General features: G+C 35.1%; 11 protein-coding genes. 8 read left to right on the forward strand and 3 right to left on the reverse strand.

The features are described 5' to 3' along the window. Nucleotides 1-39 precede the first annotated feature (39 nt). Genes Q1W72_RS07090 through Q1W72_RS07100 form a run of 3 tightly spaced genes read right to left on the reverse strand, consistent with a single transcriptional unit; the run spans nt 40 to nt 5731 of the window. A complete protein-coding gene (locus Q1W72_RS07090) occupies nt 40-1152 on the reverse strand; it encodes a SusE domain-containing protein (protein ID WP_121340817.1) in 1113 nt (370 codons plus the stop codon). Between the two features lie 23 nt (nt 1153-1175). Then, nucleotides 1176-2774, reverse strand: coding sequence for a RagB/SusD family nutrient uptake outer membrane protein (locus tag Q1W72_RS07095; RefSeq protein ID WP_302137747.1), 1599 nt, complete (start codon nt 2772-2774; stop codon nt 1176-1178). Nucleotides 2775-2791: 17 nt separating this feature from the next. Further along, a complete protein-coding gene (locus Q1W72_RS07100; protein WP_302137748.1) occupies nt 2792-5731 on the reverse strand; it encodes a TonB-dependent receptor in 2940 nt (979 codons plus the stop codon). A 235-nt stretch (nt 5732-5966) separates the two neighbouring features. Here Q1W72_RS07100 and Q1W72_RS07105 point away from each other — a divergent pair, with 235 nt between their 5' ends. The 8 genes from Q1W72_RS07105 (at nt 5967) to Q1W72_RS07140 (ending at nt 17560) form a co-directional block, all read left to right on the forward strand. Next, nucleotides 5967-6989, forward strand: a complete 1023-nt coding sequence (locus Q1W72_RS07105) for a LacI family DNA-binding transcriptional regulator (protein WP_099713676.1) — start codon at nt 5967-5969, stop codon at nt 6987-6989. A gap of 190 nt (nt 6990-7179) precedes the next feature. Beyond that, complete coding sequence (locus Q1W72_RS07110) at nt 7180-8700, forward strand: MFS transporter (protein ID WP_099713677.1); 1521 nt, start codon at nt 7180-7182, stop codon at nt 8698-8700. Continuing rightward, a complete protein-coding gene (pgmB, locus tag Q1W72_RS07115; RefSeq protein WP_099713678.1) occupies nt 8693-9352 on the forward strand; it encodes a beta-phosphoglucomutase in 660 nt (219 codons plus the stop codon). The genes Q1W72_RS07110 and pgmB overlap by 8 nt, the downstream gene beginning before the upstream one ends. Before the next feature lie 93 nt (nt 9353-9445). Next, nucleotides 9446-11749 (forward strand): glycoside hydrolase family 65 protein, encoded by a 2304-nt coding sequence (locus Q1W72_RS07120; RefSeq protein ID WP_302137749.1) that lies wholly within the window; start codon nt 9446-9448, stop codon nt 11747-11749. A 290-nt stretch (nt 11750-12039) separates the two neighbouring features. Then, nucleotides 12040-13845 (forward strand): glycoside hydrolase family 13 protein, encoded by a 1806-nt coding sequence (locus Q1W72_RS07125; protein WP_302137750.1) that lies wholly within the window; start codon nt 12040-12042, stop codon nt 13843-13845. Between the two features lie 79 nt (nt 13846-13924). Then, the gene (locus tag Q1W72_RS07130) at nt 13925-15583 is read left to right on the forward strand and encodes an alpha-amylase family glycosyl hydrolase (protein WP_302137751.1); all 1659 of its coding nucleotides are present in this window, start codon (nt 13925-13927) and stop codon (nt 15581-15583) included. Nucleotides 15584-15665: 82 nt separating this feature from the next. After that, on the forward strand, nt 15666-16343 hold the full coding sequence (locus Q1W72_RS07135) for a glycerophosphodiester phosphodiesterase family protein (protein WP_302137752.1): 678 nt from the start codon (nt 15666-15668) through the stop codon (nt 16341-16343). Continuing rightward, complete coding sequence (locus tag Q1W72_RS07140; protein ID WP_302137754.1) at nt 16340-17560, forward strand: NAD(P)/FAD-dependent oxidoreductase; 1221 nt, start codon at nt 16340-16342, stop codon at nt 17558-17560. Before Q1W72_RS07135 ends, Q1W72_RS07140 begins: the two co-directional genes overlap by 4 nt. The last annotated feature ends 41 nt before the right edge of the window (nt 17561-17601 follow it).

Here is a 17601-nt window from a genome sequence, read left to right on the forward strand (position 1 = left end):
GGCTACCTATGAGATAGCCTTTAAATATTTTGAAATAAATTATTCTTGATTTGGCAACATCAAATAACTACCATCTAAATCATTGAAATAAATTTTGTATTTTGATTTTGCAACTGGAATATCTCCTCCACTAGCACCATTACCAGTAAACCCTGAAAATTCCGTATCTCCTCCCCAATTAGTATCCCAAGCATTGTTTGCTCTAAATTTCCCTTTACCGTCAAATAGAGAAATACTTAGTGTCCAAACATGAGGACTAAATGCTGACACAGTCATTTCTGAATCATCTCCAGACCAACCTACATCAGAACCAGTTCTTGATGAACCTAAGAAACCGATTCTTGAATAAACTGATGCCGCAGAAGCGTTATAAGGAACTAAAGTGTAAGCTAACGTTTCAACATTAAATGTAAAAGTGTAGTATCCTGAAGCTGAAATTGTAAATTCACCTGCATTATCTTTAATTTCAATTGTATTATTTCCTGCATTCCCTAATTGAGAAGCCCAACTCCCTTTTTCAGAAATTAGCTTAAAATTTCCTTGAGTAAAGTACCCTGTAAATTTATAAATACTTGGATTCGTTCCACCTCTAAACATAGGTTGGTGTTTCGTATCAACATTATTATCCCAACCACCTTCAACAGCTGCGCCAATTAAATACCAATCTGTAAATGCGTATGGCACTAATCCTGTATACGCATTAACTAAAATAGTCAATGGTGTTTCAGACATCATTTTTTCAACTCCTGCAAGGCTTGACATTACTTTTATATCATAAGATCCTAATTGATCAGGTATACCACCTAACTCAATTACTGCTTGATTTAAGGTTTTTACAGTAACTTCGAGTTGAGTTGCACCAGAAGTTCCTCCTAATTCAATTGCTTTTGTAAAATCGCCCCCTTTAACATCAATTAAAAGTTTGTATCCTATCTCAACATCGCCACCATAAGTTGCTTTGGTCCAAACAAAACGCTCTGCAACATCATCAGCATTTTCTTCAAGTAATACATATGATTTATCATTTTCAGGCGCAACTAATTCCGGAGTATCAACTCCTTGAATTACTGGTCTATCTTCTACATCTTCAACGCTACAAGACAAGGCAAGTATCGCGAATAAAGCAATTACTGATTTAGTTATATTTTTCATTTTTCTATTTATTTTAAATATTATTAATATCCAGGGTTTTGTTGTAATTTACTGTTTGATGATAATGCAGTAGCAGGAATAGGAAATAAATTTCTAAACGCTTGTGTTGGCGCTCCACCAGCTACATTTCCTTTCCAAGGCCATATATAACTACCGCCTGAAAATTTACCAAAACGAATTAAATCCGTTCTTCTGTGACCTTCCCAGTGTAGTTCTTTTGCTCTTTCATCAAGAATTAAGTTTGCACCTGTAGCATCAGCAGTAAGAGTAGCTATAGTTGAAGCATTTGCTCTGGTTCTCAAAGCATTTACATAGCCTCTTGCAGTTCCAAGATCACCTACTTTACCAACTACCGCACATTCAGCATACATTAAATAAGCATCTGCCAAACGGAACATTGGAAAATCAGAATCAGAAAAATTCCCTGCCTTATCTGAACCAGAAACACCATTAACATCTACATTTCTAAATTTTTGAATAGCATACCCATCAGTAAATGAACTAACATCAACGATTTCTTTCGTTTGTCCATCCGTATAAAATTGTCCTCTTGTATCTGTAGTGTTTCCATTAAACTTATCTACAAATGCCGATGTAGTTCTGATTCCGGCCCAACCACCATTGATTCCAAATTCAGAAGCTTTCATGGTACCACCAACTGGTGCATGCGTCAAGAAAGTAGTTCCACCATAAGTTTGAGTTCTTAGACCATCAAAAGCAATTGCAAAAATGAATTCGTTTTGAGCTCCATTTTTATCATTGTCAGCTAAAAATAATTGGTTGTAATTAGTATGCAAAGCATAACCTGACCCTATCACTTTAGTAATTAATTGCAATGCTCCTGCGTAGTTATCAGTACCAATATATACTTTCGCATTCATATACAATTTAGCTTGTAACATCCAAGCTGCTGCTTGGTCTACACGATATGCTTCATTGGTTTTTGCAGCTTTCAATTCAGGTGTAATTGCTGTTAATTCCTCATCAACAAACTTGTATAATTCAGCTCTTGTAGCATACTCAGGGTAAAAGAATGTACTTGGAGAATTTTCAGTCACCAAAGATCCACCACCAAACATATCGATTAAGTGCCAATATGTCAATGCTCTTAAGAAACGTGCTTCTGCTCTGTACGTTTTAATTTCTGCTATTAAAGCAGCATCAAGACCTCTAGATGCTAATTTCTCATCAGTAGTTTGTCTTAAAAACTCATTACAGTTTACAATTTGAAAAGAGAAACGAGCAAATGTAGCCGTGATAAAACGGTCTAAAGAAGTCCAAGTCTGATTGTGAAGATCTTTTATTGTTCCGTCATTCCAACCAATAACAGCCTCGTCTGTAGTTAATTCCTGCATTAACCAATACCCTCTGATGTATTGACTTTCTCCTTCATCAATTCCAGAGATATCAGGAGAACCAGCTGCAGTTTGACCTGAAGTAGCAAATCCTGCGTATAATTTAGCCAAATATTGTTTGTACGACTCTGGCGTGCTAAAAAATTCTTCACCTGGAATTGCATTTGCGCTATCCGGGACTTGGTTCAAATCATCTGTACACGATGGGAATAACATCACCAACAGTAACAAAGAAATACCCAATAATTTTATTTGTGTCTTTTTCATTTTTCTTGTTATTTGTATTAGAAATTAACGTTTAAACCTAACGTGAAAGTAATTGGTCGTGGGTATAAATTTCCATCAATACCTCCAGAAATTTCTGGATCTAATCCTTCATATTTAGTAATTACCAAAACATTTTGAGCTGATAATGTCAATTTAACTAATGAAGTTGAATTCTCTTTTTGATTGAAAGTATATCCAACACTTACGTTATCCAATCTAATAAAAGAAGCATCTTGAATGTAGTAATCCGATTCGAAACGTTTTGTGTCATTTGATCTAAATCCTGTTTCCAAAAGGTTTTCAACACCGTTTGATAAATCTGTATTTCTGATCAAAATGTTATTGAAAGAACCTTTGCTTGAATCTACGTTGTTGTAATTATAGTTACCCCAAGATCCTCTCCAGTTCATTCCCATATCAAAGTTTTTGTAGGTTACACTTGTATTGAAACCGTAAAAAACATCAGCTGCAGGTTTGTGAAAACGGTATTTATCTTGTTGTGTAATCAATCCGTCTTTATTTCTGTCGATATACACACCGTCTAATGGTTTTCCATCAACGCCATACGCTTGCTCATATACATAAAATGAACTTGGCGCATATCCTACTTGGTGATTTTGAATCGTGTTTCCTGTAGCACCTTCATACCCTCCAATATTAATACCCGGAGTATTAGGTTGTGTAGTCGTCAACTTAGTAATTTTAGAATCTTGGAATGTTATGTTTCCACCAATTCTCCATTCAAAATCGTCATTACGAACAGGAATAACTTCTGCAGCAATTTCAATTCCCTTATTTTCGATTGTACCTACGTTGTAATTATCATAATTAGAGAATCCAAAGAAAGATGGGTTTTGAGTGTACAATAATAAATCTTCAGTAGTTCTTTCGTATAAATCAACACTACCTGTAATTCTATTGTTCACAAATCCAAAATCTAAACCTGCATTTACAGTAGTAGTTTGTTCCCATTTCAAGTTACTGTTATACGGCTGTGGTCTGTATGTAGTATAAAAATCACTTCCAAACTGGTATTGAGCAGCTGTATTAGATGCTAAATACAATGGAATAGATGGGTAACTAAATCCAATATCCTGTTGTCCGGTAATACCCCAACCTCCACGGATTTTTAATGTAGATATAGCAGACACATCTTTCAAAAAGTTTTCTTCATTCAATTTCCAAGCTAAAGCAACAGCAGGGAAATTTGCCCAACGATTAGTTTCTGTAAATCTTGAAGTTCCATCACGTCTGTAAGACAAGGTCAATAAATACTTGTCAGCGATAGTAATATTTGTTCTTGCAAAGAAAGATTGCAAGTTGATACGTGATGGAAAAGATGGTGGTGAAGTTGTGTTTTTAGTCTGAAATTCAAAATTTGAAGAATTATAAAACTCTCTAAAATCTTGATATGAATATCCTCCAGTTACATCAAAAACAGTATTGATTGCATCTACTTTTTTATTGTAGTTTAAAAATAAATCCATCAACTTATTCGAACGAGATTGTGTTCTTTCATAGCTATTGTTATATCCAGAACCTGACAAACCATTTAGGTAATTAGCATCTGTATTACCGAAAGATCTACCACTTAATTCATCATAACCAAAGTTAGCAACCGCTTTCAACTCTGGTAAAAAATGCATTTTATATTCCGTTTGGATGTTTCCAATACTTCTGTATGAAGTACCATAATTATTTTGTTGTTCAATCAAAGACAATGGATTTCTTCCAGCCAATTGATTGATTTCAGTAGCAGAAGTATACCATTGAAAAAAGGTACCGTCAGGATTTCTTACAACCTGAGTTGGGTCAAAACGAATAGCTGAACCAATAGCACCTCGGTCACTATAATTACTGTTTATAACTGACGTATTATTGTTCAATTCGATTTTTAAATGATTGTCCAAGAAATTACCTGTTACACCAACACCTAATGTTGTTCTCTCCATGTTATCTCTTTTCAAAATACCATTTAAATTAGCATAACCTACAGACGCTCTGTATACTATATTATCAGAACCTCCACTTAATGAAATATTATGGTCTGTACCAATAGCTGTTCTGTAAATCTCATCTTGCCAATCTGTATCAGCAGCACCCATCAAAGCTATTTGTGCAGCATTACCATTAGCCGTTACGAAATCTCTAAATTGAGTACTTGACAAAGCATCCACTTTATTTGTGATTTCAGATACTTGAAAATTTCCGTTATAATTTATTTGTAAATCCCCTGCTTTTCCTTTTTTGGTAGTAATGATAATTACCCCATTAGAAGCACGAGAACCGTAAATTGCAGTCGCCGAAGCATCTTTCAAAACCGAAATAGATTCGATGTTGTTTTGGTTGATAGTAGACAATGGATTTCTACTTCCTTCTACTCCACCAGCAGCAACTGGCACTCCGTCAATTACATATAAAGGATCGTTATTTGCAGATAAAGAAGACCCACTTCTAATTCTAATTGTAGCACCTTCACCTGGAGAACCTCCTCCATTGATAATTTGCAAACCAGCAACTTTACCTTGAATCATTTGATCCGCAGAAGTTACAGGTCCTTTATTAAAATCTTTAGTTGTCAATACCGTTACAGCTCCTGTAGCATCTTTCTTCTTAACTGTTCCGTATCCTACTTGGATTACAACTTCTTTTAATTGATTCGCATCTTCTTCTAAAGAAACGTTTAATGATTTTTGGGCAACATAATCCACTACAGTATTTTTATATCCGATATAAGAAAATACTACTTTATCACCTTTCTTAACATTAGATAACAGATATTTACCATCAAAATCAGTAGAAACACCATTAGCGGCACCTTGTACATTTACATTTACCCCCGGAATTGGCTGTCCTGACACTTTATCAAGAACAGTTCCGCCAACAGTATTCTGAGCCAGAATACTAAAAGGGAGTAGCAGTAATAAAATTAACAACTTTTTATAAATTGTTTTCATACTTTTTGTTTAAATTAATTTAATTTTTTGTTGAGTTTTCAACCTTAACTATTACTTCGAATGTTAAATTTATGTAAATTTAGTCACGCTCGACAAGGCCCCTTTTTATTTGACTTACGAAAACGTAATAGTGTTGAAAACTTTCTGATTTACATAAATTTTTATCAGTTTAATTACCATTTATAAAATTTAATTTTATCTTTATTAAGAAATAATTTTTTACCATATCTTCACCATGAAAAGGAAAATAACGCTTAAACAAATTGCAAAAGAATTAGATGTATCCATTTCTACCGTTTCAAAATCTTTGAGAAATAGCCTCGAAATAGGTGAAGAAACCAGACTAAAAGTTCAAGCATTTGCTAAATTTTACCACTACAAGCCAAACAATATTGCACTTAGTTTAAAAAACAGAAAAACCAAAACCATTGGAATCATTATTCCAGAAATAGTCCACCATTTCTTTTCAACAGTTATTAACGGAATCGAACAGGTTGCAAATGAAAATGGATATAGCGTTATCATCTGTCTGTCAGACGATTCCTTTGACAAAGAAGTCTTAAATATGGAAATGCTGGCTAATGGCAGCATTGATGGTTTTATCATGTCGCTTTCAAAAGAAACCCAATTCAGAGGCGATTTTCATCATATTACCGAAGTCATCAATCAAGGAATGCCCGTTGTGATGTTTGACAGAGTTACCAATGATATCCTTTGCGACAAAGTAATTATAGACGATAAATATGCGGCTTATGAAGCCGTTCAAAGCTTAATTGATAAAGGACGCAAAAAAATTGCCCTGGTGACCACCGTTGACTATGTAAGCGTAGGAAAACTAAGGACTGATGGCTACACTAAAGCACTTCTGGATAACGGAATACCTTTTAATGAAGACCTAATCATCAAAATTGAAGACATTGACACCTGCGAAATCACTATTGGAAAACTACTGGAAGACAAAGCTATTGATGCCGTTTTTGCTGTAAATGAACTTTTTGCAGTTACTATAATCAAAACAGCTAATAAAATAGGACTGAATGTGCCGAATGATTTAGCGGTTATTGCTTTTACAGATGGTATAATTTCCAAATATTCTACTCCTACTATTACTACCGTAAGTCAGAGTGGAATAAAAATGGGAAATAAAGCCGCAAAAATGCTAATTGAAAGACTCGAATCTGAAGAAGACGAAGAGGACGAAAACTATAAAACTGAAGTAATTGAAACCCATTTGATAGAAAGAGAATCAACTAATTAATTTTTATTTGTTAGTTTATTCATTACTACAACCTTGTAGTTGAAAATGTTTCCTTTAATTTTTTTATGAGAAACAAATGTTTGAAATATATTTTTATATTTACCCATTCAAAGCTTCAACTTTTACTTCGAAAATAAGATAAGTTTTGATAAGCATAGCGCTTATCGTATTAATTTTTTAAATTACGATAATGGAAAAGCGTAAATTAAGTTTCTGGCAAATTTGGAACATGAGTTTCGGTTTTCTAGGAATACAATTTGGTTTTGCACTGCAAAACGCAAACACTTCAAGAATTTTTGAAACATTAGGTGCAAAGGTTGATGAAATCCCTATTTTATGGATTGCTGCTCCTGTTACCGGTTTAATTATCCAACCTATAATTGGTTATTTTAGCGATAGAACTTGGACCAGATTAGGCCGACGCAGACCTTATTTTCTGATAGGTGCCATTTTATCATCAATAGCCTTGTTTATAATGCCCAATTCACCTTCGTTGTGGATTGCTGCTGGAACATTATGGATGATGGATGCCTCAATCAACATTTCGATGGAACCTTTCCGCGCCTTTGTTGGGGATAATCTACCCGAAAAGCAGCGAACTTTAGGTTTTGCCATGCAAAGTTTTTTCATTGGATTGGGTGCCGTTGTCGGTTCCTTACTGCCTTACATTTTCACAAATGTTTTTGGCGTAAGCAATACTGCAGCTGAAGGAATCATCCCAGATTCTGTAAAATGGTCCTTCTATATAGGAGGAGTTGTTTTTCTGTTGGCGGTTTTGTGGACTGTTTTTAAATCTACTGAATATTCTCCTAAAGAATTAGAAGCTTTTGAACAAAAAGACAAAGACACTAAAGAAATAGCTCCAATTGAAACTGAGTTCGAAAGCAAAGCGAATATCAAAAGACAATTCAATCTAGGACTTGTAATGACTTTGTTAGGAAGCATCATTTCGTTTATTATTTACGAAAACCAACTTACTAAAGAACTCTACATTTTATTTATAGGCTTAATTGTGATTGGAATCTTATTTATGGTTACTTCCAGACTTAGGGTTGTCCAAATAAAAAATGGTTTCACGATCATCATGACCGATTTATTGAACATGCCCACCACAATGAAAAAATTGGCTTGGGTTCAATTCTTTTCTTGGTTTGCACTTTTTTCCATGTGGATTTACACGACACAAGCCGTTACACAACATATTTTTGGAACAACAGATACGACTTCAAAAGTATACAATGATGCTGCTGACTGGGTATCAGTTCTTTTCACGGTTTACAATGGAGTAGCTGCTGCAGTTGCTTTTTTATTGCCTGTAATAGCAAAAAAAGTAGGGGTTCGATCCACACATTTACTGGCATTGTGCTCTGGTGGTGTAGGATTACTTTCTATTTATTTTATTGGAGACAAATATTTATTATTAATTCCAATGTTAGGCGTTGGTATTGCATGGGCCAGTATTTTATCAATGCCTTATGCGATGTTATCTGGCGCTTTACCAGCAGCAAAAATGGGTTATTACATGGGAGTTTTCAACTTTTTCGTAGTTATTCCTCAAATTGTTGCCGCAACAATCTTAGGTTTTATTGTCAAACAATTTTTTCAAAACGAACCTATTTACGCATTATTAATTGGCGGAGTATCGATGATATTTGCCGGTTTACTTACCCTTAGAGTAAACAACAGAACAAAAATTGAAATTCATGAATAATAGAAAAGCATTCATATTTGACCTGGACGGAGTAATTGTTGACACAGCAAAATACCATTATTTAGCGTGGCAAAAAATCGCAAATGAGTTAAATATTGAATTTACACTGGAACATAATGAATTATTAAAAGGAGTAAGCCGTGTGCGCTCTTTGGATATTATATTAGAATTAGGAAAAGTGGAAGCTTCACAAGAAGATAAAGACAGATGGTTACTTCAAAAAAATGAAGAGTATTTATCCTATTTAGTTGACATGGACGAAAGCGAGATTCTTCCTGGAGTATATCCCATTTTAAAATTTCTAAAAGAAAAAAATCAACCGATAGCATTGGGTTCTGCGAGTAAAAATGCCAGACCTATTCTGGAGAAAACAGGAATACTATCTTATTTTGATGTTATTGTCGATGGAAATGATGTGACCAATGCAAAACCTGATCCTGAAGTTTTCCTGATTGCCGCTAAATTATTAGAAACAAAACCAGAAGATGCTTTTGTTTTTGAAGATTCAGTGGCGGGAGTTCAAGCGGCCAATATTGGAAACATGACCAGTATAGGAATCGGTGAAGCTGGTATTTTGCATGAAGCAAAATACATCTTTAAAGATTTCACAGCAATTGATACTAACTTCATAGAAGACTTAATAAAAAGATAGAATAAAAAATAAGAGGTTCCATAAACTGTGGTAAAACCATAAAATCGAACCTTTAAACCATACATTTTTCAAACTTTAAACAACAAGGAAAGAATGAATCAAGATTATATAAAACCAGATAATTGGTCAATCATAGAAGAAGGATTTGATGTAGAGAGCGTAAAATCATCTGAAAGTTTGTTCAGCATTGGGAACGGTGCAATGGGACAACGTGCTAATTTTGAAGAAAATTATACTGGAGAAACATTCCAGGGAAGTTACATCGCAGGAATATATTACCCGGACAAAACTAAAGTGGGCTGGTGGAAAAACGGTTATCCGGAATATTTTGCGAAAGTTTTAAATGCTCCCAATTGGATTGGAATCGACATCGAAATCAACGGAGAAAAATTCGATTTGAATACCTGTACCGAAGTCAAAAATTTTCGTCGTGAGTTGAACATGAAAGAAGGTTGGTACAATCGCTCTTTTGAAGCCACATTGAAAAACGGAACTCAAATAGCAGTTACTATTCGTCGTTTTCTTTCTATCGTTTTGGATGAAGTTGGGGTTATTAATTACGAAATCACACCTTTGAACAAAGATTCAAAAATAGTGTACAAACCATATATTGATGCTGGTGTAACCAATGAAGATGCCAACTGGGAAGAAAAATTCTGGGAACCACTTGAGGTGAAAAAATCAGTAAATGAAGCTTTTGTAACGGCACAAACGTTCAAAACACATTTCAAAGTAACCACTTTCATGCAAAATAGCATTTTGTCTAATGGTGAAAAAACGGCTATTTCTCCCTCTAATATTGATGCAACTTCCGATAAAATTCAATTTAGTTATGATGTAATTGTGGCTCAAGGCCAAAAATCATCTATACAAAAAATTGGTGGTTACACGGTTTCTTTAAACCATGAAAACACCGTTACTGCAGCGGAGAAAGTGATTCAATCCGCATTAGCGTTAGGATACGAGAAAATGTTGCAGGACCAGATTGATGCTTGGGCAAAAATTTGGGAAATGTCAGATATTACAATTGATGGCGATGTAAAAGCACAACAAGGAATTCGTTTCAATATTTTTCAGTTGAACCAAACCTATTTAGGAAAAGATTCCCGTTTGAACATTGGACCAAAAGGTTTCACAGGAGAAAAATACGGAGGATCGACTTATTGGGATACCGAAGCGTATTGCATTCCGTTTTACATGGCGACCAAAGATCAAGAAGTGGCTCGAAACTTATTGACCTACCGCTACAATCAATTGGATAAAGCCATTGAAAACGCTGCTAAATTAGGATTTACTAATGGTGCTGCTTTGTATCCAATGGTAACTATGAACGGTGAAGAATGCCATAACGAATGGGAAATTACTTTTGAAGAAATTCATAGAAACGGAGCCATTGCATTTGCCATTTATAACTTTCACAGATACACTGGCGACTACAGTTATATCCCTGAAAAAGGACTGGAAGTATTAATAGCAATTGCACGTTTTTGGCATCAAAGAGCCAACTTTTCGACTCATTTAAACCAATATGTAATTCTTGGAGTTACAGGTCCAAATGAATATGAGAACAACGTAAACAATAATTTCTACACCAATTATATTGCAAAATGGTGTTTGGAATATACCTACGAGCAAATTCAAAAGGTATCTCTGGAATATCCTTCAGATCACAAAAGAATTACGGAAAAAGTAAAAATCTCGGATTCTGAATTACAATCTTGGAAAAAAGTTTCGGATAATATGTACTTCCCTTTTTCGGAAGAACATAACGTGTATTTGCAACAAGACGGTTTCTTGGACAAAGAATTAGTTCGCGTAGCTGATTTGGATAAAAGCCAAAGACCAATCAATCAAAAATGGTCTTGGGACCGAATTTTACGTTCGCCTTACATCAAACAAGCCGATGTTTTGCAGTGCTTCTATTTCTTTGAAGATCATTTTTCGAAAGAAGAACTGAAAAACAATTTTGAATTTTACGAATCATTTACCGTTCATGAAAGTTCACTTTCGCCTTGCGTGCATTCGATTCAAGCGGCTTTATTAGATAAAATGGATATGGCGTACACGTTCTATTTGAGAACTTCACGTCTGGATTTAGATGATTACAATAAAGAAGTGGAAGAAGGCTGTCATATTACATCGATGGCAGGAACTTGGATGAGTATCGTGGAAGGATTTGGCGGAATGAGAATTAAAGAAGATACGCTTCATTTTTCTCCAAAAATTCCAAAAGAATGGGAAGGTTACTCGTTTAAAATTAATTTCAGAAATCAAATTTTGAAAGTAGCAATTAACCATAAGGAAACAACTTTTTCAATTGATGGCGACAAAGAATTGAAAATCATAGTAAATGGTCAGTCTGTAATCGTTAAGTCTGAGAATTTAGTTACGGTATAATAAACAATTGCTAGAACTTGTAGTTAATTCTATCACTTGATCCCAAGCCTCGCTAGGCTTACTAACAATCCCAATAACATTGGGATTGTTTAATTGATAACTGTTCTTAATTCAAATTTGAGGATTCCAATTTTTATAAAATCGGCTGACTATTTTAAAGTAAAAGACTTTATTTTAAGTGAGCGAAAAATCTAAATGTCAATAAAATATATTTCACAATGCATAAAACAGGTTCGTTTCCGTTCATAAATAGGAGCTTTCTAAAAAAAATAACCTTATTCCTTTTTTTTATGTCTTTAACTTTAAACGCTCAAATCGACAAAATTGAACCGCCTTTTTGGTACGCAGGAATGCAAAATCCAGAACTGCAAATTCTTTTTTATGGCAAAGACATTTCTCAATACCAAGTCACGGTTTCTAATGGCATAAAAATAACTAACGTTAAAAGAACGGAAAACTCCAACTACATTTTTGTTACCATTGACACCAAAAAAGTGGCTGCTTCTGATTTCCTTTTTACTTTTAAAAACAACAACAAAGAAACGTTTACACAAAAATACAGCTTGCGCCAAAGAAGAGAAAATTCAGCGCAACGCAAAAGCTTTGATTCTTCGGATATGATGTATTTATTGATGCCGGATCGCTTTGCCAATGGAAACAGAAACAACGACAGTGAAAATGCTACCCAAGAAAAATACAATAGAGAATTACCGGGCGGAAGACACGGTGGCGATATTGAAGGCATCATAAAAAACTTAGATTATATAGCAGAACTGGGCGCAACGACCATTTGGAGTACGCCGCTTTGTGAAGATAACGATGCCAAACATTCCTATCACACCTACGGTCAATCTGATGTGTATAAAATAGATCCACGTTTTGGAACCAATGCTGATTATGTTCGATTAGCAGCCGAAATGCACAAAAGAGACATGAAACTCGTGATGGATTATGTGACGAATCACTGGGGAATTGAACATTGGATGATGAAAGATTTACCTACGAAAGAATGGATCAATCAATTTGAAACCTACACGCAAACCAATCATAAAAGAACGGTTATCCACGACACTAATGCTTCAAAATTTGATAAAAAAATCACGATAGACGGTTGGTTTGTCCCATCGATGCCCGATTTAAATTTGACAAATCCTTTGACTTTAAAATACCTGATTCAAAATGCGATTTGGTGGATTGAATATGCCGATTTGGATGGATTTAGAGTAGATACTTATAATTATTCAGACCCAAAAGGAATTGCAAAATGGACAAAATCCATCACCGATGAATACCCAAATTTTAATATTGTAGGGGAAGTTTGGATGCAAAGTCAAGCGCAAATGGCGTATTGGCAAAAAGACAGTAAAATTGCTGAAATACAAAATTACAACTCGTATTTACCAAGTGTAATGGATTTTACATTATATGAGGCAACCAGTAAAGCATTCAGTGAAGACGAAGGAACTTGGGACAAAGGAGTGGTAAAAATGTATGACAATTTTACAAATGATTTTCTGTATCCAAACATCAATAATATGTTGATTTTTGTTGAAAATCACGACACGAATCGTTTCAATCAAACCTACGGAAACGACATCAGAAAATACAAGATGGCAATGACTTTGATGGCTACCGTTCGTGGAATTCCTCAATTGTATTATGGAAGCGAAATAGGTATGGCCGGTGATAAAAACAAAGGCGATGCTGATATTCGTCAAGATTTCCCTGGCGGTTGGGAAGGCGATCAAAACAATGCTTTCATCAAAGAAGGAAGAACTCCGGGACAAAGCGATTATTTTAATTTTACTTCTAAATTATTCAATTGGAGAAAAACAAAAGCGGCGGTTCATTTTGGAAAAATGACACATTACATTCCGGAGAATAACATCTACGTTTATTTTAGATACAACAAAGATGAAACGGTGATGATTTTAATGAACAACAGTAATGAGACCAAAACTGTCAATACACATCGTTTCAAAGAAAACATCAAAGACTTTAAAACAGGAAAAGATGTAATTTCTGAACTTACATTTGACGTTACAAACGAAATTATAATAGAACCTAAGTCAGTTTTGATTTTAGAACTTAAGTAATTTGAACCTTGTAAAGCATTTAAGCGATTTGATAATTCCTTATATGTTTCAAAAAAAATAATCATTTAATGCTATAAAAATGAAAAAATATTCAATCTCACTTTTACTATTAACCATGACAATAATGAGTAGTTGCTCCAGTACACAAACAGTTGCTGAGAGTAACAAAACACCTTTCGTTTGGGAAGGAGCGAATGTTTATTTCTTAATGACAGACCGTTTTAATAATGGCGACACTTCAAATGATATAAACTTCAACAGAACCAAAACAACGGGAAAACTTCGTGGTTTTGAAGGTGGTGATATCAAAGGAATTTCTCAAAAAATTGACGAAGGTTATTTTGATAAATTAGGAATTAATGCCATTTGGTTTACACCAATAGTGGAGCAAATTCACGATGGTGTTGACGAAGGAACCGGTTTAAGTTATGGTTTCCATGGCTATTGGGCGAGAGACTGGACGAACTTAGATCCTAACTTTGGAACAAAAGAAGATTTGGCTGCATTAGTTCAAAAAGCACACGCACACGGAATCCGAATCATTCTTGATGGCGTAATCAATCATACCGGTCCCGTAACTCCCGAAGATACGGTTTGGCCAAATGATTGGGTGCGAACAGGACCCAATTGCGATTACAAATCGTTTGAAAATACAACTGCGTGTACGCTGGTTTCTAATCTTCCGGATATAAAAACAGAAAACAATCAAGCGGTAGCGTTACCTCCTTTTTTAATCGAAAAATGGAAAAAAGAAGGACGTTACGAACAAGAAATGAAAGAACTTGATGCGTTTTTTGCTCGCACGGGATACCCAAGAGCCCCAAAATATTACATCATCAAATGGTTGACGGATTATATTGCGGATTACGGAATTGACGGTTATCGTGGCGACACGGTAAAACATACCGATGAAACCGTTTGGGCTGATTTCAAGACCCAATGTGATTATGCTTTTGCAACTTGGAAGAAAAACAATCCGACAAAAGTTTTAGACAACAATCCTTTTTACACCATTGCTGAAGTTTACAATTATGGCATCAGTGGCGGACAAGTTTTTGATTTTGGAGACAAAAAAATAAACTATTTTAAAAATGGTTTCAACAATATGATCAATTTTGAGTTCAAATGGGATGCACAAAAAGACTATGAATTTATATTCTCCAAATATTCTGACAAGCTAAACAATGACTTAAAAGGATATAGTGTTTTGAACTATTTGTCTTCACACGATGACGGCGGACCATTTGATGCAAATCGTACCAAAACTATAGAAAGCGGAACAAAATTATTACTGAGTCCTGGACTTTCTCAAGTATATTATGGTGATGAAAGCGCTCGTTCTTTAGTTATCGAAGGAACAAAAGGCGATGCTACCTTGCGTTCGTTTATGAATTGGGAAGCTATCAAATCAAATCCTGAAACTCAAAAAACGCTGTTGCATTGGCAAAAATTAGGTCAATTCAAGAAAAACCACCCTTCGATAGGAGCAGGAATTCACAAGCAAATTTCGGCTCAACCGTATATTTTTAGCAGAACTTTCTCTAAAGGAGATTATACAGATAAAGTAGTTGTTGGATTGGATTTGGTAATTGGTACAAAAGAACTTGCTGTAGATTCAATTTTCGCAGACGGCACACCATTAAAAGATGCCTATTCCGGAAAAGAAGCAATTGTTTCCAATGGAAAAGTGACAATCAATACTGAATTTGATATTGTTTTATTGGAATTGAAAAAATAATTTTTAAAATAATTTAATCCAAACGCCTTTAGAAATGAAGGCGTTTTTTTTATGTTTACCTTTACCAAAAAATAAAAAGACAATGCTCAAAATTGGACATCGTGGCGCAAAAGGATATGAACCAGAGAACACCTTTGTTTCGTTCCAAAAAGCATTAGACATGCAAGTGGACGGCATTGAACTCGACGTGCATTTGAGTGCTGATGGTGAAATAATGGTTATTCATGACGAATCTATTGACCGAACGACCAACGGAAAAGGTTTTGTAAATGCATTATCTTTGCGCGAATTGAAAGCCTTTAGAATAAATGGAGAGCAGCAAATCCCAACTCTGAAGGAGGTTTTTGATTTGGTAAACCAAGATTGTTTTATCAATATTGAGCTCAAAAGTTATGAGGCAACCAATAAAGTAGTTTCGCTTATTGAAAAATACGTCACTAAAAAAGGATGGAAATACGACCGGTTTTTAATTTCCAGTTTTGATTGGAATGCACTGCAACAAGTGGCGTTTTTAAATGATAAAATTCCAATTGGCGTTTTAACGGAAACCGATTTAGACTTGGCTTTGGCTTTCGCCAAATTCATTCAGGCAAAATCCATTCATCCGCATTTTCATTTATTGACAAAAGAAAACACGGCAAAAATACAGGAAAAAGGATTGCAGGTTTTCCCATGGACCATCAATAAATTAGAAGACATTCAAAAAATAAAAACATTCAACGTAAACGGAATCATCACTGATTTCCCAAATAGAATATGAACCAGAATTTCGATATAATAATAGTAGGCGGCGGCGCAGCAGGTTTTTTTACAGCGATTAATATTGTGGAGAAAAATCCAAAATTAAAAGTTGCAATTCTGGAACGCGGAGCTGAAGTATTGCAAAAAGTTAGAATTTCCGGTGGCGGAAGATGCAACGTAACGCACGCTTGTTTTGAACCGAATGAATTGGTAAAGTTTTATCCGCGTGGCGAAAAAGAATTACGCGGTCCTTTTCATCAGTTTTGTTCTGGCGATACGATTGAATGGTTCGAGAAACATGGCGTAGAACTCAAAATTGAAGCGGACGGACGCATGTTTCCCGTTTCGAATTCGTCTCAAACAATTATTGATTGTTTCCTGAAAGCAACACAAAAACTAGGAATTGCAGTGCTTACGGGACAAAGTGTACAATCTATTTTCAATCCCGAAGTTTCGGGAGAAAATTTTTGGAAAATTGAAACCCAAACTGAAAATTATCTTGCCGAAAAGCTAATTTTAGCCACAGGGAGCAATCCTAAAGTCTGGGAAATGTTACAGAATTTTGGTCACGCAGTTGTCAGCCCCGTTCCTTCCCTATTCACATTCAACATCAAAGATTCCAGAATAAAAGAATTGCCCGGAGTTGCGGCACAAGTAACCGTAAAAGTAAAAGACACCAAACTTACTTCAACAGGACCGTTGTTAATTACCCATTGGGGAATGAGCGGACCCGCAATATTGAAACTCTCGGCTTGGGGCGCCCGAATCTTGCATGACAAAAATTATCAGTTTACTATTTTCGTGAATTGGTTGAATGATGAAGACACTTCCGATGTCGAGAAAAAGCTAAAAGAATTAAAACAGGAACACGCTAAAAAATCAGTTTCCAAGAAATCCCCATTCGAATTAACCAATCGATTATGGGAAAGTTTAGTGCTCGCTTCCGGAATTGAAGTGGAGACAAAATGGGCCGATTTATCTAAAATACAATTGCAAAATCTAGCCAATCAATTGACGAACGGGACTTTTCAGGTCAACGGAAAAAGCACGTTTAAGGAAGAATTTGTAACTGCCGGAGGAATTGATTTAAAAGAAATTAACTTCAAAACAATGGAAAGCAAATTGCATGAAAACCTTTATTTTGCTGGTGAAATCGTGAATATTGATGCCATCACAGGCGGATTCAATTTTCAGAATGCATGGACGAGCGGATTTATTGTGGCAAATGCAATTTAAATTTAATTAACAAGAGTTTAAAACTTCAGTAAGTTTTATTT

The organism is Flavobacterium sp. ZE23DGlu08, assembly GCF_030505335.1.
Lineage (GTDB): Bacteria > Bacteroidota > Bacteroidia > Flavobacteriales > Flavobacteriaceae > Flavobacterium > Flavobacterium algoritolerans.